The sequence below is a fragment of the Chryseobacterium gregarium DSM 19109 genome, from assembly GCF_000430845.1.
Taxonomy (GTDB): Bacteria; Bacteroidota; Bacteroidia; order Flavobacteriales; family Weeksellaceae; genus Chryseobacterium; species Chryseobacterium gregarium.
In genome coordinates this window covers 64,747-85,950 of record NZ_AUMU01000009.1, presented here as the reverse complement: position 1 = coordinate 85,950, position 21,204 = coordinate 64,747, and the positions used below count along the sequence as shown (strand labels likewise).

Annotated in this window: 18 protein-coding genes; 5 read left to right on the top strand and 13 right to left on the bottom strand. The window is 40.0% G+C overall.

Annotated elements, in window-relative coordinates; genetic code table 11:
- Positions 1 to 9: 9 nt before the first annotated feature.
- The 5 genes from H561_RS0111365 to H561_RS0111345 form a co-directional block, all read right to left on the bottom strand.
- Positions 10 to 216, bottom strand: coding sequence for a twin-arginine translocase TatA/TatE family subunit (locus tag H561_RS0111365; RefSeq protein WP_027387123.1), 207 nt, complete (start codon positions 214 to 216; stop codon positions 10 to 12).
- Between the two features lie 30 nt (positions 217 to 246).
- Entirely contained in the window at positions 247 to 1,812 is a 1,566-nt protein-coding gene (locus H561_RS0111360) for a peptidoglycan DD-metalloendopeptidase family protein (protein ID WP_027387122.1), read from the bottom strand.
- Positions 1,809 to 2,657 carry a DUF4292 domain-containing protein gene (locus tag H561_RS0111355; protein ID WP_027387121.1) on the bottom strand — a complete coding sequence of 283 codons (849 nt, stop codon included), beginning with the start codon at positions 2,655 to 2,657 and terminating at the stop codon, positions 1,809 to 1,811. The genes H561_RS0111360 and H561_RS0111355 overlap by 4 nt, the downstream gene beginning before the upstream one ends.
- A 108-nt stretch (positions 2,658 to 2,765) precedes the next feature.
- Positions 2,766 to 3,782: a sugar phosphate nucleotidyltransferase gene (locus H561_RS0111350; protein WP_027387120.1), complete on the bottom strand. Its 1,017-nt coding sequence runs from the start codon at positions 3,780 to 3,782 to the stop codon at positions 2,766 to 2,768.
- Positions 3,783 to 3,864: 82 nt separating this feature from the next.
- Positions 3,865 to 5,283, bottom strand: coding sequence for a lipopolysaccharide biosynthesis protein (locus tag H561_RS0111345; RefSeq protein WP_027387119.1), 1,419 nt, complete (start codon positions 5,281 to 5,283; stop codon positions 3,865 to 3,867).
- Between the two features lie 240 nt (positions 5,284 to 5,523).
- On the opposite strand from H561_RS0111345, the gene H561_RS0111340 reads away from it, so the two are divergent.
- Positions 5,524 to 6,861, top strand: a complete 1,338-nt coding sequence (locus H561_RS0111340) for a dihydroorotase (RefSeq protein ID WP_027387118.1) — start codon at positions 5,524 to 5,526, stop codon at positions 6,859 to 6,861.
- Between the two features lie 140 nt (positions 6,862 to 7,001).
- On the opposite strand, the gene H561_RS0111335 is transcribed toward H561_RS0111340, so the two are convergent.
- Complete coding sequence (locus tag H561_RS0111335) at positions 7,002 to 7,604, bottom strand: FMN-dependent NADH-azoreductase (RefSeq protein WP_027387117.1); 603 nt, start codon at positions 7,602 to 7,604, stop codon at positions 7,002 to 7,004.
- 112 nt (positions 7,605 to 7,716) lie between these two features.
- Here H561_RS0111335 and H561_RS0111330 point away from each other — a divergent pair, with 112 nt between their 5' ends.
- Entirely contained in the window at positions 7,717 to 8,103 is a 387-nt protein-coding gene (locus H561_RS0111330; protein ID WP_051349360.1) for a winged helix-turn-helix transcriptional regulator, read from the top strand.
- An 11-nt stretch (positions 8,104 to 8,114) separates the two neighbouring features.
- Here H561_RS0111330 and H561_RS0111325 read toward each other — a convergent pair whose 3' ends face one another.
- The 5 genes from H561_RS0111325 to H561_RS0111300 all read right to left on the bottom strand — a co-directional run bounded on the left by H561_RS0111325 (position 8,115) and on the right by H561_RS0111300 (position 14,616).
- Entirely contained in the window at positions 8,115 to 9,029 is a 915-nt protein-coding gene (locus tag H561_RS0111325; protein ID WP_027387115.1) for a helix-turn-helix domain-containing protein, read from the bottom strand.
- Between the two features lie 43 nt (positions 9,030 to 9,072).
- A complete protein-coding gene (locus tag H561_RS0111320; RefSeq protein ID WP_027387114.1) occupies positions 9,073 to 9,972 on the bottom strand; it encodes an SDR family oxidoreductase in 900 nt (299 codons plus the stop codon).
- Positions 9,973 to 10,072: 100 nt separating this feature from the next.
- Positions 10,073 to 10,966 carry a helix-turn-helix domain-containing protein gene (locus tag H561_RS0111315; protein ID WP_027387113.1) on the bottom strand — a complete coding sequence of 298 codons (894 nt, stop codon included), beginning with the start codon at positions 10,964 to 10,966 and terminating at the stop codon, positions 10,073 to 10,075.
- A 180-nt stretch (positions 10,967 to 11,146) separates the two neighbouring features.
- Positions 11,147 to 12,148 carry an aldo/keto reductase gene (locus H561_RS0111305; RefSeq protein ID WP_034762033.1) on the bottom strand — a complete coding sequence of 334 codons (1,002 nt, stop codon included), beginning with the start codon at positions 12,146 to 12,148 and terminating at the stop codon, positions 11,147 to 11,149.
- A 170-nt stretch (positions 12,149 to 12,318) separates the two neighbouring features.
- Positions 12,319 to 14,616, bottom strand: coding sequence for a GH92 family glycosyl hydrolase (locus H561_RS0111300; RefSeq protein ID WP_027387111.1), 2,298 nt, complete (start codon positions 14,614 to 14,616; stop codon positions 12,319 to 12,321).
- A gap of 191 nt (positions 14,617 to 14,807) precedes the next feature.
- Here H561_RS0111300 and H561_RS0111295 point away from each other — a divergent pair, with 191 nt between their 5' ends.
- The 3 genes from H561_RS0111295 to H561_RS0111280 all read left to right on the top strand — a co-directional run bounded on the left by H561_RS0111295 (position 14,808) and on the right by H561_RS0111280 (position 19,072).
- The gene (locus H561_RS0111295) at positions 14,808 to 15,689 is read left to right on the top strand and encodes an SDR family oxidoreductase (RefSeq protein WP_027387110.1); all 882 of its coding nucleotides are present in this window, start codon (positions 14,808 to 14,810) and stop codon (positions 15,687 to 15,689) included.
- A 221-nt stretch (positions 15,690 to 15,910) separates the two neighbouring features.
- Complete coding sequence (locus H561_RS0111285; RefSeq protein ID WP_034762030.1) at positions 15,911 to 18,109, top strand: M1 family metallopeptidase; 2,199 nt, start codon at positions 15,911 to 15,913, stop codon at positions 18,107 to 18,109.
- 126 nt (positions 18,110 to 18,235) lie between these two features.
- The gene (locus H561_RS0111280; RefSeq protein ID WP_027387108.1) at positions 18,236 to 19,072 is read left to right on the top strand and encodes an endonuclease/exonuclease/phosphatase family protein; all 837 of its coding nucleotides are present in this window, start codon (positions 18,236 to 18,238) and stop codon (positions 19,070 to 19,072) included.
- Here H561_RS0111280 and H561_RS0111275 read toward each other — a convergent pair.
- Together H561_RS0111275 and H561_RS0111270 are read right to left on the bottom strand one after the other, a co-directional pair.
- Complete coding sequence (locus H561_RS0111275) at positions 19,069 to 19,755, bottom strand: response regulator transcription factor (protein ID WP_027387107.1); 687 nt, start codon at positions 19,753 to 19,755, stop codon at positions 19,069 to 19,071. The genes H561_RS0111280 and H561_RS0111275 overlap by 4 nt on opposite strands.
- Positions 19,745 to 21,067 carry a sensor histidine kinase gene (locus tag H561_RS0111270; RefSeq protein WP_027387106.1) on the bottom strand — a complete coding sequence of 441 codons (1,323 nt, stop codon included), beginning with the start codon at positions 21,065 to 21,067 and terminating at the stop codon, positions 19,745 to 19,747. The genes H561_RS0111275 and H561_RS0111270 overlap by 11 nt, the downstream gene beginning before the upstream one ends.
- Positions 21,068 to 21,204: the final 137 nt, after the last annotated feature.

Below are 21,204 nucleotides of genomic sequence, written 5' to 3'. Positions count from 1 at the left end.
GTAGAATTTTTAGTTACCTGAAGGATTATTATTGGTCGTCTTATTCTCTGAACCCGGTTTGTCTTCCTCTTTTACGGCATCCTTGAATTCTTTAATTCCGGAACCTACACCTCTCATCAGTTCAGGAATTTTTTTACCTCCGAAAAGTAATAAAAGTAATATGGCTACAATCAGGATGTGCTGCCATGATAAGGATAGTATTGTTAATGTATTCATCTTAATTTTTTTACAAAGTTAATCTTTTTATCAATAAGAAACCCAACCTAATGGATCCACCGGTGTACTTCCGTTCCATACCTGGAAATCAAGGGTATAAGTACCGTCAAAATCCTGTCCTATTACCCCTACCGGAGTGCCTGCTGAAACCTGTTGTCCTTTGGATACATTTACACTTCCCAGGTTGGAATAAATAGTAAAATAATTTCCGTGTTTTAGAATAACCGTCTTGGTACCGTCACTGTTAGCCAGTACTGAAGAAACAGTTCCCGGGAATACAGATTTCGCTCTGGTACCCAATGGCACTGAAATCTTGATACCATTATTTTCCTCATCAATATTTTTAAATACGGGATGAGGATGTCTTCCGAAACGGTGTGTGACCTGTCCCACTCTGTCTGCAGGATACCCAAGGCGCCCTTTGTTATCGGCAAAATTACTTCCGGCAACGGTTGTAACGCCGTAGCTGGTCATAGCTTTGGTTTCTGCTGCTTTTTTATCATCTTCCTTTTTTCTGGCCAGTGCCGTTTCCGCAGCTCTTGCCGCCACTAATTTTTCAGTCGCTTCTCTGGCTTTTGCAGTGGCTTCATCAGAGGCTTTTTTTGCAGCCACTTTTCTGGCTTCATCTCTCGTTGTCGCTTCAGCTTTGGAAGCATCCTCATTACGTTTCCGTTCTTCTTCTACTCTTTTGGCCACCAGTTCAGAGGCTTTTTTTGCAGCAGCTTCGGCAGCCAATCGTTCCCTTTCCAATGCTTCGGCCCTGATTTTATTCTCGGCTTCTATCCGGGCTTTTTCTCTTTCAGCCGCTATTTTTGCCAAACGGATTTTTTCTGCTTCCGCTTTTCTTCTGGCCTCTTCTTCCGCTTTTGCTATTCTTATCTCTTCTGCAATGATGCTCCTGATCTGTCCTTCCAGTGTTTTAGATTGTACTTGCTTCTGCCTAAGCTCGGAAGTTAATTTGGATTCATTCTTTTTGAAATTCGATACTAACTGTTCCTTTTGGGCCCTTTCAGCATTAATAGTGGTGAGATCTTTTTGTTGATTAACCAATAGATTGGCTTTTTCCTTTACGGAATTTTGCTTCATAGCAATCGTTTGTTTTATTTTTGCCGCCACATTGGATATTTCTGCCGCTTTTTTATCCTGGTAATCAGCATATTGTTTAAGGTACTGAACCCTCCGGATTGCCTGCCCCATATTTTTAGCGGAAAGTATAAAAGTTACCTTGTTCTGTACTCCCTTATTTTTATAGGCGTTTACCAAAACCCTGGCATAATTTTCCCTCAGGATCTTAAGCTCTTTATTTTGATGGTTGATCTCTCTCTGACGAAGATAAATTTCTTCTTCAATGAATTTTTTTTCCTTTTGGGTATTGTTATAAACTTTTTCCCTTAATACCAACTTCTTATTTACATTGTCAAGGTAAGCTACCGAAAGTTTAGATTCATTTCTTGTTTTTGCTAAATCTGTATTTATCTGGGCAATTTGTTTCTTTAGTTCGGCACTTTGTTTTTGCAGCTGTTCTTTTTTACCGTTTTGACCGTAATACAGACCAAACAACAGGATACCTATTAAAAAGCTAAATTTTTTAATCATTGAATCTCGATTTTCTTATAACTGGATGGTACGGAATAAGGCGTATCCATCCTGGAAAAATCAAATTTCGTATTTTCCAGTAAAATCTGGCTGCTTTTTGATCCTTTTATAATTATTTTAACATTCTTAGGAAGACGGATCTTATTGATTTCTTCCCAATTGCCATAGGATACTTCGAGTTCATCAGGTGTTAATACGTCCTTCAGATTAACGGATAATAAATCGTAATTTTTATCATACTGCAAAACAATCTTATATTCCCTTGTTTTTTCATTCGTCACAATTTTCTGGTTGACATTGGATTCCATCTTAAAACCTTGAGCATTCCTTGTCAGGGTAAACTGTGAATCATTAATCTTGACAAAGGTTCTGCCGAGCAAAATCTTTTCGAGAGATTTATAGTCGATGAAGTTCACATTCAGTAAATTATTGAGATAATCAAAATCGGAATCAATATACGTTTTACTGGTTTTATCCTGTCCTTTAATCCCTTCAGGCGTAGCAATTCCCCGAGCAACAGTGATTACAAATGCTTGAAGAGTCATCCATACCTTTTTGTCTTTTTCAATATAAATGGTAGCATCCAGGGTCGGAATAAAGCTTCCGGTTTCCACATTAACTTTGCTGCTGATTTTAATCTGCTCAAAGGCTGGCGGTATAAGCACATGTTCAAAAAATGCGAATTTATCCCTTACAGGCTCATTAATATCTTTCGGGCTTTTGTTATTTTCTACAACGAAAGCACTATCCGTTTTTACACGTTTGTCTCTTTTTCCTGCAGCATTTCTTGTTTTGCAAGAAGTTACCAAAAAAATTAATAATAATGCTATAATCCAGTTTTTCATGTATTTACCTTTCAGATTAAAAAAATGTTGCAATATTAACGCCAAACCACACAAAATGTTTTTGTGTGGTTTGTATATACTTTTTGAATTGAACTTTTAGGGTTCAGATTACTTAGATAAAAAATCCAGAACAGAATAATCTCCCAAAGAAATCTCTCTGGCTACGCCAAAGTACTGAGCGGAATTCCCGATCATTGAATTGGAAAGATTTCCGTGGTGAATTCTTGTATTTTCCTGAATCAGAGAATTTTCAATGTTTGAATTAACAATAATGGTGTTATTCCCCAAAGAAACGCCAGGGCCGACTTTCGAATTGGAGATCTGCACATTTTCTCCGATAAAACACGGCTGAATAATCAGTGAATTTTCAATATGGGCAGAAACGGGATATGTTGACATTTCTTCTCTTTCGTATTCAAGGATCTTGCTGTTGGTCTCTACGGTTGCATTTTTATTCCCGCAATCCATCCAGTCATTTACCTTGCCCAACGTAAATTTTGCTCCTTTTGCTCTGAGGTTTTCCAAAGCGGTCGTCAATTGATACTCACCACCGTTTGTAATATTGTTTTCCATGAGGTAGTTGATCTCATCCATCAGCTTTTCGGCACTGTTGAAATAATAGATACCGATAATGGCAAGATCTGAAACGAAGGTCTGTGGCTTTTCAACGAAATCCGTAATAAAACCATCATTATTCAGTTTCACCACTCCAAAAGCGGAAGGGTCTTCAACACTCTTTACCCAGATAACACCGTCCGAGTTTTTATCCAACACAAAATCCGCACGGAACAATGTATCGGCAAACGCAACTACCACATCGCCGCTCATCGACTGTTCGGCACATTTTATAGCATGAGCTGTTCCTAAAGGATCAGTCTGGTAATAAATACTTCCTTTTGCTCCCAATCTCTCTGCGATCTGAATGAGAGATTTTTCAATCTCCGGGCCAAAATCCCCGATGATAAAAGCTACTTCTTCAATTTTTTCTCCTGCAACTTTTGCAATATCTTCCACCAGTCGCTGTACAATCGGCTTGCCTGCGATAGGGATAAGAGGTTTTGGAACAGTCAGTGTATGGGGACGTAATCTGGAACCACGTCCGGCCATAGGAACAATAATTTTCATAAATTATACAGTATGTTTTATTTATTGAGTTTTAATTTTTTATAAAGATAAGGATAAAACCATTGGTTAAGGTATTGAAGATTTATCTTTTCATTTTCGATAAGAGCATAGCTTTTTCAGAATAAACCAGGATTCCGGTATAGATCAGGAAAAATAAGTTTCCGATCCATAGATTATAATCAAAGAACTTTACAATTATATAGCTGAAGATTGCCAAAAGGATAATGAAAAAAGAAATTTTCCTCATTCTGTACGGAATGGGATAATATTTCTGTCCCAGCCAGTAGGAAAGAACCATCATTAAGAAATACGCTGCCAAAGTTACCCAGGCTGAAACCATAAATCCGTATTTCCTTAAAAAGATGAGATTTAAAATAATGGTAATCATAGCTCCTGCCCATGAAATATATGTTCCAACTCTTGTTCTGTCGGTTACTTTGTACCAGGTTGAAAGATTGTAATAAATTCCGAAAAATAAATTAGCGATCACAATAACCGGGATAATGTTCAGTGCCACCCAGTAAGAACTGTTCGGAACCAACAGCATTTTTATCCATGAAACATTGGCAATAATTCCGAGTGCCACCACCGATGCGAAAAATGAAAAATATTCCGTTACTTTTGCATAGGTAAGCTTTGCATTTTCATTCTGCATCTGCTTAAAGAAAAACGGTTCGATTCCCATTCTGTAGGCCGTAACGAAAAGCGTCATCAGGACTGCCATTTTATAGCATCCTCCGTAAGCTCCCGCATCTCCGTCAGCAATAATGAATTTCTGTATAAACTTATCAAAGTTTTCATTTACCATAAATGCCAGACCGGCAATCATTATCGGCCATGAATATTTGATCATTTGCAGAAAAAGCTCTTTTGAAAACCGGAATCTTATTTTCAGGATAACCGGCATCACCAGCAAAATCCCCAAGGCACTTGCTGCTAAGTTGCTGTAAAATGGATAGGACACTTTTTCCTTTAATCCCAGTTTTAAACTTAATTCCTGCGGGATGTAAAGGAACAAGGCAATAGCAAAAGCACTCTGGAAAGCTGCCTGGGTTACCCTTACCGCAGTATATTTTACCGGTCTGTTATGAAACCTGAACCAAGCCAGAGGGATCACAAGAATGTTGTCAAAAAATGCAATCCACGCAAACCACCGGATAAATTCTGGAGTTTTTGAATATCCGAAAACATTGGCAATCGGCTGGTTGAACAATAAAACCGATATTAAAAAGACCGTTGAGAGGCCTGTAAGAAACCAGAATGAAGTATTGAAAACTTTCTGCTCATTATCTTTGTCAGAAGAAAACCGGAAATATGCCGTTTCAAAACCGAAAGACAGGACGATGTTGACAAATGAAATCAATGCATACAGATTGGTGAAAATGGCAAAGTCTTCATTATTTATATTTTTAATGAATAAATAGTTAAGCAATACGACTATGATCCTCGGCATAATTGCCCCAATTCCATATATAATAGTCTCGTTCAGGAGTTTTTTCATCTGTTAAATTATTTTTATCGGTCAGATGGAATCTCTGATTTCAAAAGGTGAAATTTTCTGCAAATGTAAATATTTAGAATTTGATTTTTGATCACTGGCGTTAAAATTCATTCATAAGCCTTAATTTTGCTTTTAATAGAAGCTAGATATGAGAAGTTAGAAATTAGTGATTGCTATAACTCATAATTGATAACCCGAAACTAACTTCTGATATCTAACCTCTAATTTCTAAAAAAGTAAATGAAAACCTTAATTAAGAACGTAAAAATCGTTAACGAAGGACAAATCTCTGAAGGCGATGTGCTCATTGAAAATGATTTGATTTCTAAAATAAATGCTCATATTTCGGAGGAGGCAGATCAGGTGATTGACGGTTCAGGAAAATATCTTTTGCCGGGAGTTATTGACGACCAGGTGCATTTCCGCGAGCCGGGCCTGACGCATAAAGGTGATATTGAAACGGAATCTCGGGCTGCCATTGCAGGGGGAATTACCAGTTTTATCGATCAGCCCAACACAGTGCCGAATGCGGTAACGCAGGAATTATTGGCGGATAAATACGAAACCGCTTCTCAGAAAGCGTATGCCAATTACGGTTTCATGATGGGAGGAACCAATGATAACCTGGAAGAGGTGTTGAAAACAGATCCGAAAAATGTTCCCGGGATCAAATTGTTTCTGGGTTCTTCCACAGGGAATATGCTGGTAGATAATCCGGAAACCCTGGAGAATATCTTCAGCAATACCAAGATGCTGATTGCGGTTCACTGTGAAGATGAAGCAACGATCAGAGCCAATACCCAGAAATATATGGACGAGTACGGTGAAGATATTCCTGTAAAATTCCACCATCTGATCAGGAGTGAAGAGGCCTGTTACAAATCCTCTTCAAAAGCGGTTGAGCTGGCAGAAAAAACCGGAGCCAGACTTCATGTTTTCCATTTGTCAACGGCAAAAGAAATGGAACTTTTCAGAAATGATATTCCTTTAAAGGAAAAAAAGATCACGGCAGAGGTTTGTGTGCACCACCTTACTTTTACCAATGAAGACTACGAAACCAAAGGCGGGCTGATCAAATGGAACCCTGCGGTAAAAACACAAAAAGACAAAGACGGACTTTGGGAAGCGCTGCTGGATGACCGAATCGATGTGATCGCAACGGACCATGCCCCTCACACCTGGGATGAAAAACAGAATGTGTATACCAAATGTCCTTCAGGAGCCCCTTTGGTTCAGCATTCTTTGGTTGTAATGTTAGAAAATTATCAAAACGGGAAAATATCTTTGGAGAAAATCGTTGAAAAAATGTGTCACAATCCGGCCATTCTTTTCAGGATTGAAAAAAGAGGCTTTGTGAGAGAAGGGTATAAGGCAGATCTGGTTCTGGCAGATCTCAATGCAAGCTGGACGGTTGATAAAGAGAATATCCTTTACAAATGCGGCTGGAGCCCGCTGGAAGGAACGGAATTTCATTCTAAGGTTACCCATACTTTTGTCAATGGGAATCTGGTGTATGATAACGGGAAAATCAATGAGCGAAAATCTGGAGAGCGGCTGCTTTTTGAAACTGAAGAATAAATTAAAAGACTGGCAATTCAATTGGCAGTCTTTTAATTTTGAATCTCCCGCAGATTGGGCGGATTTGCAGATGTTTGCATCAAAAATATGCTTAATCTGCCTGGTCAGCGAGGGATCATTTCTAACAATTACTTCATGGTTTAAGCAATCACAATGCTTTCAATTGCTTTCTGTAAAGAGTTCTCCATAATTCCCGGAATAGACAGGCCTTCTGCACGGAAAATACTCACATCAGTTACTCCGTAAAAACCAAAAACATTCCTAACATAAGGTACATTGGAATCATACATCTGATGAGGCCCTTCTGAATAAATATTCCCCGAAGTAAAGGCAACGTATAATTTTTTATTGTTCAGCATGCCTTTCGGTCCGTTTTCATCATAGCGGAAGGTATATCCTGCTCTTGAGGTATAGTCAAAATATGACCTGAGTGTTGAAGGGACTGAAAAGTTGTACATGGGAGAATCCACTACAATAATATCAGCTTCCTGCAGCTCTGAAATCAGGCCTTCGGAATACTGATGGATGGCTTCCTGTTCGGCGGTACGGTTTTCTGCAGGCGTAAAAAATGAATTGATGTGTACCTCTTCTAAAAAAGGCGCTGGATTTTTCGTCAGATCACGCTCTTTTATATTGCTTTCAGGATATTTTTCCCGGATTTTCTCTATAACTGCGTTTCCTAATTTTCTGCTTGCTGACACTTCCGTCCTCGGACTTGAGATAATGTGAAGTATGTTTTTCATATTTTTTAAAAATTAAATTTCTTTTACAAAATTATGTACATTTGCTAATGAAAAGTTAGCAGTAAACAAAAGGTTAGCGGTAACCTTTTAGTTAGCAATAAAAATTGAATCGATGGAAAACGCTGTTATATCAGAAGAGTCAATACATACCGGCAGATGTTCCGAAAATCTTTCTTCCGTGGAAGATGCCCTGTATGTGATCGGCGGAAAGTGGAAACTCAAAATTATTATCGTATTGCAGGAGCATGGCAGCATCCGTTTCAATGAACTGCAGAGAACCATTGCCGGAATCTCAGCGAGGGTGCTTTCCAATGAGCTGAAAGACCTGGAGCTTAACGGTTTTGTGAAAAGAATTGTTCATGCCGAACAAATGCCTGTAATTGTAGAATATGTTTCTACGGATTACAGCAAGACCCTGAAAAATACGATTACTGCTCTGTCTGAATGGGGCAGGACCCATAAACGGAATATCAGGGAAGACGTGTTTGATAAGCCGTAGGTTTTCGGCCGTCAGTTAAAAGACTTCCTGAACTCCAACGGCGAAATCTCAGTTTTCGCTTTAAATAATTTGCTGAAAGACTGAGAATGTTCAAACCCTAATTCATAAGCGATCTCACTTACAGAAAGTTCCGTTGTTGACAACTTTTCTTTAGCTTTCTCAATAAGTTTTTCGTGGATAATTTGCTGTGTTGTTTGTCCGGTCAGTGTTTTCAACAGACTTCGCATATATTGCGGAGACATTTTCAATTCATCCGAAAGAAACTGTACGCTCGGCAAGCCTTTTTCCTTAAAATCATCTCTTTCAAAATAATCATTAAGTAAAATTTCTAACTTTTCCAAAACCTGATGATGCGTTTTATGACGCGTAATAAACTGGCGCTGATAAAAACGTTCGGAATAATTCAGAAGTGTTTCCAGTTGGGAAATAATGATATTCTGGCTAAACAAATCAATGTTTGACTGATATTCTTCTTTGATATTTTCAATGATTTGCAGAATCCTTATTTCTTCATCGCCGGATAAAAATAAAGCTTCGTGTACAGAATAATCAAAGAATTCATATTTCTTAATTGCACTTGCCATGGGCGTATTCCAAAGAAAATCCGGATGAATCATCATCATCCATCCGGAAGGGTTTTTACCTTTTTCTTCTCTTGTAATGCTCAAGACCTGATGCGGTGCCATACAAAACATCACGCCTTCATCAAAATCATAATCTTTCTGCCCGTATCTGTATTTGTGGGCCATATCTCTTTTTACAGAAATCATATAAAAATCAAATATCAAACTCTGCTTTCCGCTTTCCGAAGCCTGCGCCATATCTTCAAAATTAATCACACTGATCAGCGGATGTTTTGGCTTGGGCAAACCCCGCAAAGTATGGAATTGAGAAATGGTTTTAATTCTTATCGGTATGTCAGACATCGGTTGAATATTTAATCAAATTTAATAAATATAAAGGTACAGATTATTGGGGTTCAGTGAAATAAACATCACCTTTCAAATCTTCCATCAAAGTTGGATGTTGTGGATCCCAGCCTAAAGCTGATTTTGTTTCTTCACTCGAAGTCAGATTGTTAAGTTCTGCAAAATGCGAAAACCATCCGAAATGTTCTGCCGCTTCATCATTTGTAAGGGATACAACGGGAACCTGTAATTTTTCTGCGATATAGGTAGCAATATCTTTAAACGGAATTCCCTGCTCTCCAACGGCGTGGTATCTTGTTCCGCTTTCAAAAGGTTTTTCTAAAGCCAGGCGATACAATTTCGCAGCATCCAATTTATGAACAGCCGGCCAAAAATTATCTCCCCCATTAATCACGGCAGATTTGCCTTTTTCTTTTGCAATTCTTATCAATGTGGGAACAAAACCAATAACATCACCTTTCCCGTGAACTGAAGGAGATAATCTTACAACAGCCACTTTTACCCCTTTTCCGGCTACAGCATCAGCCGCATTTTCCGTTGCAATCCTGGGATGTGGATGTGCCGAACGGTCTGTTTCTATGGTAAGTCCATCTTTGGAAAAAAGCGCAGTTCCGGAAGTGATAAGAAAAGGTTTGTCGGTTCCCGCCAAAGCTTCCCCAATCGTTTTGATCACTTTCCCATCAAGTTTACACATTTCTTCAAATCGGGTAAAATCGTGGACAAATCCTAAATGGATCACTCCATCTGAAGCGGCGGCTCCGGATTTCAGACTTTCGAAGTCATTAAGGTCTCCACGATGGGCTTCTGCTCCGGCTGCAATCAGTTTATTTTCTGATTCTTCCGAGCGAGCTAATCCCAAAACCTCGTGTCCGTTGGCTAATAATTCCTGTACTACAGCAGTTCCTACGAAACCTGTAGCGCCTGTAACAAATACTTTCATTGTAAATCTAATTTTTATAATGCAAAGTTCATGTTTCAGCTGACGGCACTTGTAGCCAAAAAGTATTTTCCTGTAGCCGAAAGGTATCAGAATTTACAATTTAATTAAAAGACTGCCTGAATTCCAGAGGTGATTTGCTCGTTTTCTTTTTAAAAAGCGTGCTGAAGGATTGCGAATGTTCAAATCCCAGTTGATAAGCAATTTCGCTGACGGAAAGTTCTGTGGTCGAAAGTTTTTCTTTGGCCTTGCTAATGAGCTTTTCGTGAATGTGCTGTTGTGTATTCTGCCCGGTATGGACCCTCAGCAGGTCGCTTAAATAATTTGGTGAAAGGTTCATGGCTTCGGCAATGTGGTGAACGGTTAAAAGCCCTTTCTCCAAAGAATCCCTTTCAAAATAATCATTCAGGAATTTTTCAAATTTTATTAACAACTGATGGTTATTGTTTTTTCTGGTGATAAACTGCCTCTCGTAAAAACGGTTGGAATACTGTAAAAGCAATTCGATCTGGGATAAGATGATCTCCTGAGTATGCGGATCAATATGCCGGCATTCTTTATCGATTTTAAAAAAGATTTCGATCAGGTTATTTTCTTCATCTTCCGACAGATGCAGTGCTTCATTTACGGCATACGAGAAAAACCCGAAACCTGAGATGGTATTTGCCAGCGGGTGCTTCAGTAAAAAATCTTCATGAAAGATCAGCAGATAGCCTGCGCCGCACTCCATATTCTGAAGATCCAGGTATTGTACCTGATTGGGCGCGGTAAAGCTTAAAACACCTTTGTCATAGTCATAATGCTGCTGCCCGTATCTTATTTTTCCCGTCGCGTTCCTTTTTAAGGCAACACAATAAAACCTGTTGACAAAACCTTTCCAGGTATCATCCTCAAGGAAAATGCTTTCAGACAGGTCAATAACACTTACCATGGGATGCTTCGGCTCAGGAAGCGAAAGCAATTTATGAAATGCGGAAATAGAAGGGATGGTGTTCATTACTTTTAAACTTTTTTAATAATAATTTTTGGGCGCCTTTTTCCGTCTTCCGCTCCCAATTTTTGTTCGCCGTCCTTCTCATAAAAGGATTTCCGCTCAAGTCGGGGAGCGATCGTATTAAACCTAACAGGTTTCAAAAAGCTGTTAGGTGTAGTTATTTTCGCCAATTAAAGTTACAAATTAATAATCCAACAGTCCCATGCTGAATTCATCATAAGGCGCGCCGGTATCAGTTCCTAAAGGTACGATACTTTCGAGTTTTGAAAGATCATATTCATTCAGAATGATGTTACCGGCTTCAATGTTCTGTTCAACATAGGTCCTGTGCTTGGTTCCCGGAATCGGAATAATCCCTTTACTGATGATCCAGGCCAGTGCCAATTGTGAAGGGGTGATATCTTTCTCCCGGGCAAGATTTTCAATGGCCTCAACCAATTCGATGTTTTTATGGAAATACTGTTCCTGAAAACGGGGGATTCCTCTGCGGAAATCATGTTCCGGCAAATCATCAATTGAGCGGATCTGCCCGGATAAAAATCCCCGCCCCAGCGGTGAATATGCCACAAAACCGATTTCTAAATCCCGTAAGGTATTAAATACCCCTTTTTCTTCTACCTTCCTTTCAAACAAAGAGAATTCACTCTGTACGGCCGTAACCGGATGAACGGCATGGGCTCTTTTTACTGTTTCTGAAGATACTTCGGATAAACCGATATAGCCGACTTTCCCTTCTTTTACCAGTTCCGCCATTGCGTCCACTGTTTCTTCAATCGGGGTGTTTTTGTCCAGACGGTGCATGTAATAAAGATCAATGTAATCTGTTTTTAGGTTTTTAAGGGAGCGTTCAACTGCTTTTTTGACATAATTCCTGCTACCGTTGATGGCCCAGGTTACTTTATCACTGTCATTGATTTCCCAACCGAATTTGGTGGCAATGATATACTTTCCACGGTCCGTTCCAATGGCTTTTGCAATAAGCTGTTCATTTTTAAACGGACCATACAAATCGGCAGTATCCAGAAAGTTGCCGCCTAATTCTAAAGAACGGTGAATGGTTGCAATGGCTTCCTTTTCATCGGCTTTACCGTACATATTGGCATCTTCAAAACCGGTCATCCCCATACATCCCAAACCGAGATTCGGAACGATTAATCCCTGATTTCCTAATTTTACTTTGTTCATATTGTTGATATTAATTTAATACCGCAAAGTTGGGAAGAAACCGGGAAGCGGATGTTTGCAAAATGACGGATGTTGTATGTAAATTACTGATTCGGGTTTAATCTTGTCAGGATCGGGGGGTCCTGTATCGAAATTTCAGATTCTTACAAACTGTAGTGTATGCATCCTGATTATTTTTTCGGTCGAGGGCTCATGTAAAAACTCAGCTTTCCGCCATTCATTATCTCAGAATGCTTTAATGTGAAATTTTTAATTTCTTTTCCATTGAGAAGAACTTTTTTGATATAAACATTCTCCGGGCCCTGGTTAATGGCTTCAATTTCAAAAGTCTTTCCGTTTTCTAAATTTAAAACAGCATTGTCAATTGCCGGGCTTCCGATTGCATACTCTTCCGAGCCCGGTGCCACAGGATAAAAGCCAAGTGAGCTCAGGATATACCAGGCACTCATTTGTCCGGCATCGTCATTTCCTCCTAATCCGTCGGGTGTTGCTTTATACTGCATGTTTAAAATCCGTCTCACCTGCGCCTGGGTTTTCCATGGCTGCCCTGCCCAATTGTAGAGATAGGCAACATGATGTGCCGGCTCATTTCCGTGGACATAGCCCCCGATGATTCCCTCTCTTGTAATATCTTCCGTGTCTGCAAAAAATTCATCCGGTAAATGCATCGTAAATAATTCATCCAGCTTTGAAGCGAATTTTTTCTTTCCGCCCATCATTTTGATCAGTTCATCCGGATTTTGGGGAACGAAGAAGCTGTAGTTCCAGGAATTACCCTCAATGAAACCCTGGCCGTGCGTGCTTAATGCATTGAAATCTTTTTTAAAGCTTCCGTCTGCCAGACGCGGGCGCATAAATCCGGACACTTTATCAAAATTGTTTTTCCAGTTTTCAGAACGTCTGATGAATTGATTGTAAATTTCAGTTTCACCCAAATGTTTCGCCAACTGTGCAACGGTCCAATCATCATAGGCATATTCTAATGTATTGGATACGGACGTTCCGTTTTTCTCCGCAGGAATATACCCTAGATCTATATATTGCCCGATGCCTTCATAATCTCGTTTGTTCGCCGTTGCAACACAGGCTTTCAAGGCTTCTCCTGCATCTCCGTTATAGTTTCCTTTGATGATTGCATCTGCAACCACACTTACGCTGTGGTATCCGCTCATGCACCAGTTGTCATTGGCATAATGGGACCAGATCGGCAGCATTTTCATAGAGAACTGATCATAATGCGCCATCATGGATTTCACCATATCCCCGTTTCTTTTGGGCTGGATAATATTGAAGAACGGATGGAGTGCACGGTAAGTGTCCCAGATAGAGAAAGTAGTGTAATTTGTAAAGTCTTCTGCTTTATGGATGTTTTGGTCTAAACCCTTATATTCTCCGTTAACATCGGTATAGGTGGTCGGATTAATAAAGGTATGGTACATGGCAGTATAAAAATTAATCTTTTGGGTCTCTGAACCTTTAATGACGATTTTATTCAGTTCTCTGTTCCAGTTTTCCTGTGCTTTTTCTTTCACCTGATCAAAAGATAATCCTCTGGTTTCTTTTTTCAGATTTTCCAGTGCATTGGCCTGGCTGACGGGTGAAATCGCCAGCTTGACTTCAATTGCTTCATTTTCAGCCGTGTCAAAATCAAAATACATTTTCAGGTTTTTCCCTGCGATTTCGGGGAAGTTTTTGGTCTGGTCAAATTTTCTCCAGAATCCGTTGTATACCTGTTTTTCATCATAGTTTTTCTGTCCGTACGATTTGAACGGTTTTGAAAACTTCATGGCAAAATACACTGTTCTTGTCCTCGCCCAGCCATTGGTCTGCCGGTAGCCTGTTACGGTATTTCCGTCCTCAACGCGAATATAAGTCCAGATGTTTTTACCATCATAGTTATAAATTCCCGCCATCAGATCCAGGATGATATGTGCCTGGTCAGACTTCGGGAAAGTGTAACGGTGAACCCCGACTCTTGTCGAAGCCGTCAGTTCAGCTAAAATATTGTGGTCGTCAAGCTTTACCTTATAATATCCTGCCTCTGCTTTTTCATTTTGATGGGAGAATTTACTCCTGTAGCCGTTTTCCGGATGTGAAGCCGTTCCCGGGTTCAATTGTAATTTCCCTACAGTCGGCATTATGAGAAAATCGCCTAAATCAGAATGCCCTGTCCCGCTGAAATGGGTCGAGCTGAACCCTACGATTGTTTTATCTTCATACCGGTATCCGGCGCAGTATTTATACACTTCACCATTATATTTGCCGTTCAGGGCATACGTAACAGTATCGGTTTCCGGGCTCAGCTGTACGGCTCCGAAAGGCACAGTCGCCCCGGGATAGGTATGTCCCATTTTCTCAGTACCGATCAGCGGGTTAACATATTGGTAAAGTTTTTCAAATTGCTGAGCTTTAAAGTATAAGCTGAACAATAGAATAAAAAGAAAAGCATAGGTTCCGGACCTTTTCATAAATAATCATTTTTCGAGTTTTAAATTTAATTAAATTTAAAATGTCTTTTCAGTTTATTTGAATGTTTAGTTTGGGCGGCGGCAAAGCCGCCGCCCAAACTAAACATTCTTACACTCCTTATTATTGTCCGCATATTATTTATAGCTTGCCGAATCACTTAAAATCTTAAATTTACTCAAACAATAAAAATATGAATCTGTATACACAGCCGATGTTGCGTGAAGACGCCCTTAAAGATAAAGTAGCAATTGTCACAGGAGGCGGAAGTGGCTTGGGAAAAGCCATGACCAAATATTTCCTGGAATTGGGAGCGAAAGTGGTGATTACGTCCAGAAATCTTGAGAAATTGCAGGGAACCGCAAAAGAGCTGGAAGAACAGACCGGCGGAAAAGTGCTTTGCGTAGCCTGTGACGTGAGAAACTGGGATGAGGTGGAAACTATGAAGGAAGCAGCTTTGAAAGAATTCGGGAAAATTGATATCCTTCTGAATAATGCTGCAGGGAATTTTATTTCCCCGACGGAACGGCTGACCCACTCTGCTTTTGACTCCATTTTAGATATTGTACTGAAAGGAACTAAAAACTGTACCCTTTCCATCGGTAAACACTGGATCGACTCAAAAACACCGGGAACCGTTTTAAATATCGTTACCACATATGCGTGGACCGGTTCTGCTTATGTGGTGCCGTCGGCATGTGCCAAGGCAGGGGTTCTGGCCATGACAAGATCTTTGGCGGTTGAATGGGGGAAATATAATATCCGTTTTAATGCCATTGCTCCGGGGCCTTTCCCGACAAAAGGGGCGTGGGACCGGTTGCTTCCGGGAGATATGAAAGACCAGTTTGATCTGGCTAAAAAGAATCCGCTCAAGAGAGTAGGGGAACATCAGGAGCTGGCGAATCTTGCCGCGTATCTCGTTTCGGATTTCTCATCTTTCGTTAATGGTGAAGTGGTAACCATTGATGGCGGGGAATGGTTACAGGGTGCCGGAGAGTTCAATATGCTGGAGGATATTCCGCAGGAAATGTGGGATGCGCTGGAAGCCATGATTAAAGCAAAGAAATCCAATTGATCAGAAACGGTCTGATTTTATTTCAAAAATAATTTCTTACAGATTATGATGATCACACAGATATTGATGTATATTTAAATCTGCTGAATCTGAAAAATCAGCGAGAATATAATTTAAAATAAGCTTTAAAATTTATAAAGTTCAATACTGAATTGAAACAGGCTGCTGGATTGTAACAATTCCGGCAGTTTGTTTTACAAATTCAAATAAAAAATAATTCAATGAATCGTAAATTTCCAACCCTTGTTTCCGCTGTAGCGGTTATGCTCTTTTCACAGCTGGTATATGCTCAGGAAGTTCCCAAATATGATTATGTAGAGACTTTCAAACCGTTTTTCTATACACAGACCGGTACGCCGACAAGATCTGCAAGCGGACAGCCGGGATATGCCTACTGGCAGAATTCAGTGGACTATAATCTGAATGTCAGCCTTAATGAAGCCAGGAATGAAATTACCGGGACTGCTGAAATTACATACACCAACAACAGCCCTGATAAACTGGGCTTTTTATGGCTGCAGCTGGATCAGAACTTATTTGAAAAAGAGTCAAGGGGAAATGCGGTAGTTCCGATGTCCGGGAGCCGTAACGGGTCTCATGGCGAAGAATTTGAAGGAGGCTATAAAATTAAGTCGGTAAAGCTTGACGGTAAAGCGGTGAAATACACCATCACAGATACCCGGATGCAGATTGATCTTCCGTTTGAGCTGAAAGCGCAGGGAGGGAGAGCGAAAATTAAAATTGAATATTCATTCCTTTCCCCGAAATACGGATCCGACAGAATGGGAATAGAAGATACGAAAAACGGAAAGGTTTTTACCATAGCCCAGTGGTATCCGAGGATGTGTGTGTATGATGATGTATTGGGATGGAATACGATGCCATATCTGGGAGCTTCTGAATTTTATCTGGAATACGGAAATATCACGGCGAACATTACGGTTCCTGCCAGTCATTATGTAGTGGCTTCAGGTGAACTTCTCAATGCGAAAGAAGTCTATTCCAAAGAAGAAAATAGCAGATGGGAACAGGCGAAAAACAGTGATAAAACAGTAATGATCCGTTCTGAAGCGGACCTTGGAAGGAACCAGCAGGCGGGTACAAAAACCTGGAAATTCAGGATCAACCAGGCCAGGGATTTTGCCTGGGCATCTTCAGCAGCTTTCATACTGGATGCTGCAAGAATCAATCTTCCGAGCGGAAAAAAATCATTGGCTGTGTCAGCATATCCTGCGGAGGGTGCCGGTGAAAAAGCATGGGGAAGATCAACGGAATATACAAAGGCAGCCATTGAGCATTATTCGGCAAAATGGTATGAATATACCTATCCTGCCGCCACCAATGTTGCCGGAAATGAAGGCGGAATGGAATATCCGGGAATTGTCTTCTGCCATATGACTTCTAAAGGCGGGGATCTTTGGGGTGTTACCGATCACGAGTTCGGGCATAACTGGTTCCCTATGATTGTAGGTTCTAATGAAAGGCTGTTTGCCTGGATGGATGAGGGCTTTAATACTTTTATCAATGAACTGTCAACGGAAGCTTTCAATAAAGGCGAATATTATGAAAAGAAAAATGTAGCCCAGATGGGAGCCTTTCTGATGAATGACGGTTTTGAGCCGATTATGGTCGGACCAGACAATATGAAGGAAAACAGCATCGGGATCTTAGCTTATTACAAGCCGGGACTGGGATTGGGCATTTTACGCGAATCTATTCTGGGACCGGAAAAATTTGACAAAGCATTCAGAACCTATATTCAGCGCTGGGCTTTCAAGCATCCAACGCCGTGGGATTTCTTCCACACCATGGAAAATGTTTCCGGCGAAGAACTTAACTGGTTCTGGAGAGGCTGGTTTATCAATAAATGGAAAATTGACCAGGCTGTGAAAAATGTAAAATATGTCAATGGCGATTTTAAAAACGGAGCTCAAGTTACCGTTGAAAATATCGGACAGCTGCCGATGCCGACAACCGTTCAGGTAAAATTTAAAGACGGGACACAACAGATCATTAAAATACCGGTTGAAGTATGGAAAAGAAATACGGAATGGACGTTTAAAGTGGATTCTGCCAAAGAAATAGAGCAGGTGAAGCTTGACCCCGATTCTAAGATCCCTGATGTGAATGCCCGGAACAACAGCTGGTCTTCAGCAGATGCAAAACCTGTAGAGAAAATCAATAGTAAAGATTTTACAGGAACCTATGGCAGTAAAGACCTTCCTCTGAAAATTGCCTTCAGGGAGAAAGATAATCAGCTTTTCGGCCAGGCAACAGGCCAGCCTGAATTTCCTCTGGAATATACAGGAAACAATACTTTTACCTTCGACCAGGCACAAATTTCAATGACCTTCAGTCAGGATAAGAAAACCATGACGTTTACGCAGGGAGGAAGGGTATTTAAATTTACCAAAGAATAATAGGTCAATACCAATAATCTTAAGCTCCGGATCTTCCGGAGTTTTTTTATGGTTATATCTTATGAAAAACTTTATGGCCATGCCTCTCTCTGAGGGATAAGTCTTATTTTTGTTTAAATAAAAAGTATGAATTTCAGATTTTCCATCCTATTTATAATGCTTTTTGCGTTAGGTTTTTCACAGGACCTTAAAGTGATGAGTTTCAACATCAGACTGAATGTAGATTCCGACAAAGAGAATTCATGGACGAACAGAAAACAGGATGTTGCAGATTTACTGAGCTATTATCATCCCGATTATTTTGGTGTTCAGGAAGCGCTTCCCGGACAGATGAAAGATCTTAAAAGCGGATTGAAAAATTACGATTATATTGGGGTCGGCAGAGATGACGGTAAAGAAAAAGGGGAATTTTCAGCAATATTTTATGATACCGAAAGGCTGCAGGCGGTAAAATCAGGGACCTTCTGGCTTTCGGAAACTCCGGAAAAACCTTCCAAAGGCTGGGATGCAGCGTTGAACAGGATCTGCACCTATGCTGTTTTTAAAGATAACAAATCCAAAAAAGAATTCATGGCACTGAATCTTCATTTTGACCATATCGGCAATATCGCAAGGGAAAAATCATCAGAATTAATTTTAAAGAAAATCAAAGAAATCAATCCTGAAAATTTACCGGTTACCGTAAGCGGGGATTTCAACCTGACGGAAGATTCCGAGCCAATTAAGATCATGTCAAAAAGCCTGCAGGATACGTTTTATCATTCGGAAACGAAGCATTACGGGCCTGAGGGAACGTTCACCGGATTCAATATCAATGAAGTTCCGAAAGACAGGATCGATTATATCTTTGTAAAAGGATTCAGAACAAGATCTCACAGGCATATCAATGACAGAAGAGAGAATCTGCTGTATCCTTCAGACCATTTCCCAGTATTGGCAGAACTGAGTTTCCTGAAAAATTAGATTGTGGGGAAATTAATTTCAAATCCGACACCTCTCACGGACTGGATTTTTATTTCAGGATCATGGATGAAATATTTCCGCAGTCTGCTGACAAATACATCCAGGCTCCTGCCCGTAAAATAATCGCTGGTTTCCCAGAGATTGTCTAAGATGTCATCCCGTTTTATGGTCTTACGGTTGTTTTTTATCAGATAAAGAAGAAGCTGCAACTCCCGGATGGTAAGCCTTGTATCCGCTTGATGATGAGAAAGTAGCAGCTTTTCGGTATCAAGTATATAGTCACCGATTTTTATCTGGGTCTCGGCACGTACAGGCAGAGTCCTTTTAAGGATATTTCTGATCCTCAAAATCAGTTCTTCGGGATCGCAGGGCTTTGAGATGTAATCATCAGCTCCTATTTTTAACCCGGTAAGCCGGTCTATCTTCTGGTTTTTGGCCGTTAAAAAAAGAAGCGGAAACCCCGGTTTTTCTTTTAAAATCATTTTAGCCAAAGAAAACCCGTCAATATTCGGCATCATAATATCTAAAATGCCAATGTGAAATGAGAAGTCTGAAGTTAGAACCGCTACGATATCTTCGGGATTCTGAAACCAGGTCACTTCAAAATCTTCCAGTTCCATATATTGTTTTAAAATCATTCCAAAGTCGGAATCATCTTCTGCTAATAAAATTTTAGTTTTCATACGGAAGGTTTATTTTAAAAGTTGTTCCCTTTTTCAGGGTACTTGTGACATTGATTTTCCCTTTATATTTTGTAATAATAGTATGCACGAAATACAGTCCCAGTCCCAAGCCTTTTGTATTATGGATGTTATTGGCCTGTATCCTGTAGAATTTTTCAAAAATACTTTTCATCTCACTTTTAGGGATTCCTTCTCCGTTATCATCTACGGTAATTTCCAGGTTTTTGTCAAGATCAGTAATGTTGATACCGATTTCAGAGGCTCCGTATTTTACGCTGTTTTCACAGAGGTTTTTAATGACCGTTTCCATCAGGTTTTTATCAAAAGGAAGTTCTTTTACAACATTGCTTTGAAGTCTGAATGTATTCCCGGAATAGGTAAACGCCAAATCCTGAATAAAAAATTTCCAGTCTTCGGGTTGGATCTTGTCCGCTTTTTCTTCATTTTCTTCCTGATGCAGCTGATGGAGCAGGCTTTCGAGGCGAATAATCTGCCTGTCAATGAGAGGCAATGTGGTTTCCGGGTTCAGGTTCTTTTTCAGTGCTTTAGAAGCTATTTTTAAAGTAGCAATCGGTGTTTTGAACTCATGGGAGATATTGTCAACAATGGTATGCAGAACCTCAATCTGCTTCTGTTGCTTTATTAAATTTCTAATAGTGAAAATATAAAGGCTCAAAACGCTGGCAAGCAGCGCTATACAGCAGAGGATGAGCAAGGTGAGTTCTTTAAAAACAACATGTTTAATATTTAAAATTTCATAGCCTGTGATGCTCCTGACTGAAAAGCTGTTGTTTCTGGTAATTTTTTTATCAGTTGAATCAGTTGATTTAGAAACGGTTTCCCAGGATCCCGTATTGGCAATTCCCGCCTTTTTAACCTTTTTTTCCGTTTCATAAATGACAATAGGGTGATTAATGAGGTTGGTTTTCGTAGGGTTAAAAACAATGGATGAATACTCAATTTTTACAGCTACCTCATACCCTTCATCTTTAAACTGTTTGTCTACAAATTTGCTGAATTCCTTTTCGGTAGCCCTTCTGTTCTTATCAAAAAGATCCAGGAACTCATCCTTGGTGATTTTTCTGTCTTTAAAGCGTACTAAGATTGCCTGGATGGAATCATCCGGCGACTTTCTCATGGCTCCTTTGTCTTCCAGACGGTCTGTGTATTCTGTGAGCCTTTTGTGCACGGTCCGGTAGATTTCACGTTCTTTTACCTGATAGGTTTTATACATGAAATATCCCTGAATCCCCAAAAGAAGCAGGAATAAAGTGGCAAAAAGAGCGACAAGGTTTTTGCTTTTTGAAATCATTAAAACAAAGATAGAACTTTCATCTTTTGCCTGGCAGGCATTAACCCTTCATTAACCTTCTGTTAACCTAAATTCTCTTTGCCAATGCAGACTTTTGTAGCGGAAGAGATGTATTGCTCTCCGTCTTTATAAACCTA

Coding starts and splice junctions, on each gene's coding strand:
- H561_RS0111280 (WP_027387108.1), top strand. CDS start 18,236: ATGAATTTCAGATTTTCCATCCTATTTATAATGCTTTTTGCGTTAGGT.
- H561_RS0111315 (WP_027387113.1), bottom strand. CDS start 10,966: ATGAACACCATCCCTTCTATTTCCGCATTTCATAAATTGCTTTCGCTT.
- H561_RS0111285 (WP_034762030.1), top strand. CDS start 15,911: ATGAATCGTAAATTTCCAACCCTTGTTTCCGCTGTAGCGGTTATGCTC.
- H561_RS0111270 (WP_027387106.1), bottom strand. CDS start 21,067: ATGATTTCAAAAAGCAAAAACCTTGTCGCTCTTTTTGCCACTTTATTC.
- H561_RS0111305 (WP_034762033.1), bottom strand. CDS start 12,148: ATGAACAAAGTAAAATTAGGAAATCAGGGATTAATCGTTCCGAATCTC.
- H561_RS0111365 (WP_027387123.1), bottom strand. CDS start 216: ATGAATACATTAACAATACTATCCTTATCATGGCAGCACATCCTGATT.
- H561_RS0111320 (WP_027387114.1), bottom strand. CDS start 9,972: ATGAAAGTATTTGTTACAGGCGCTACAGGTTTCGTAGGAACTGCTGTA.
- H561_RS0111275 (WP_027387107.1), bottom strand. CDS start 19,755: ATGAAAACTAAAATTTTATTAGCAGAAGATGATTCCGACTTTGGAATG.
- H561_RS0111360 (WP_027387122.1), bottom strand. CDS start 1,812: ATGATTAAAAAATTTAGCTTTTTAATAGGTATCCTGTTGTTTGGTCTG.
- H561_RS0111350 (WP_027387120.1), bottom strand. CDS start 3,782: ATGAAAATTATTGTTCCTATGGCCGGACGTGGTTCCAGATTACGTCCC.
- H561_RS0111345 (WP_027387119.1), bottom strand. CDS start 5,283: ATGAAAAAACTCCTGAACGAGACTATTATATATGGAATTGGGGCAATT.
- H561_RS0111330 (WP_051349360.1), top strand. CDS start 7,717: ATGGAAAACGCTGTTATATCAGAAGAGTCAATACATACCGGCAGATGT.
- H561_RS0111300 (WP_027387111.1), bottom strand. CDS start 14,616: ATGAAAAGGTCCGGAACCTATGCTTTTCTTTTTATTCTATTGTTCAGC.
- H561_RS0111355 (WP_027387121.1), bottom strand. CDS start 2,657: ATGAAAAACTGGATTATAGCATTATTATTAATTTTTTTGGTAACTTCT.
- H561_RS0111295 (WP_027387110.1), top strand. CDS start 14,808: ATGAATCTGTATACACAGCCGATGTTGCGTGAAGACGCCCTTAAAGAT.
- H561_RS0111325 (WP_027387115.1), bottom strand. CDS start 9,029: ATGTCTGACATACCGATAAGAATTAAAACCATTTCTCAATTCCATACT.
- H561_RS0111335 (WP_027387117.1), bottom strand. CDS start 7,604: ATGAAAAACATACTTCACATTATCTCAAGTCCGAGGACGGAAGTGTCA.
- H561_RS0111340 (WP_027387118.1), top strand. CDS start 5,524: ATGAAAACCTTAATTAAGAACGTAAAAATCGTTAACGAAGGACAAATC.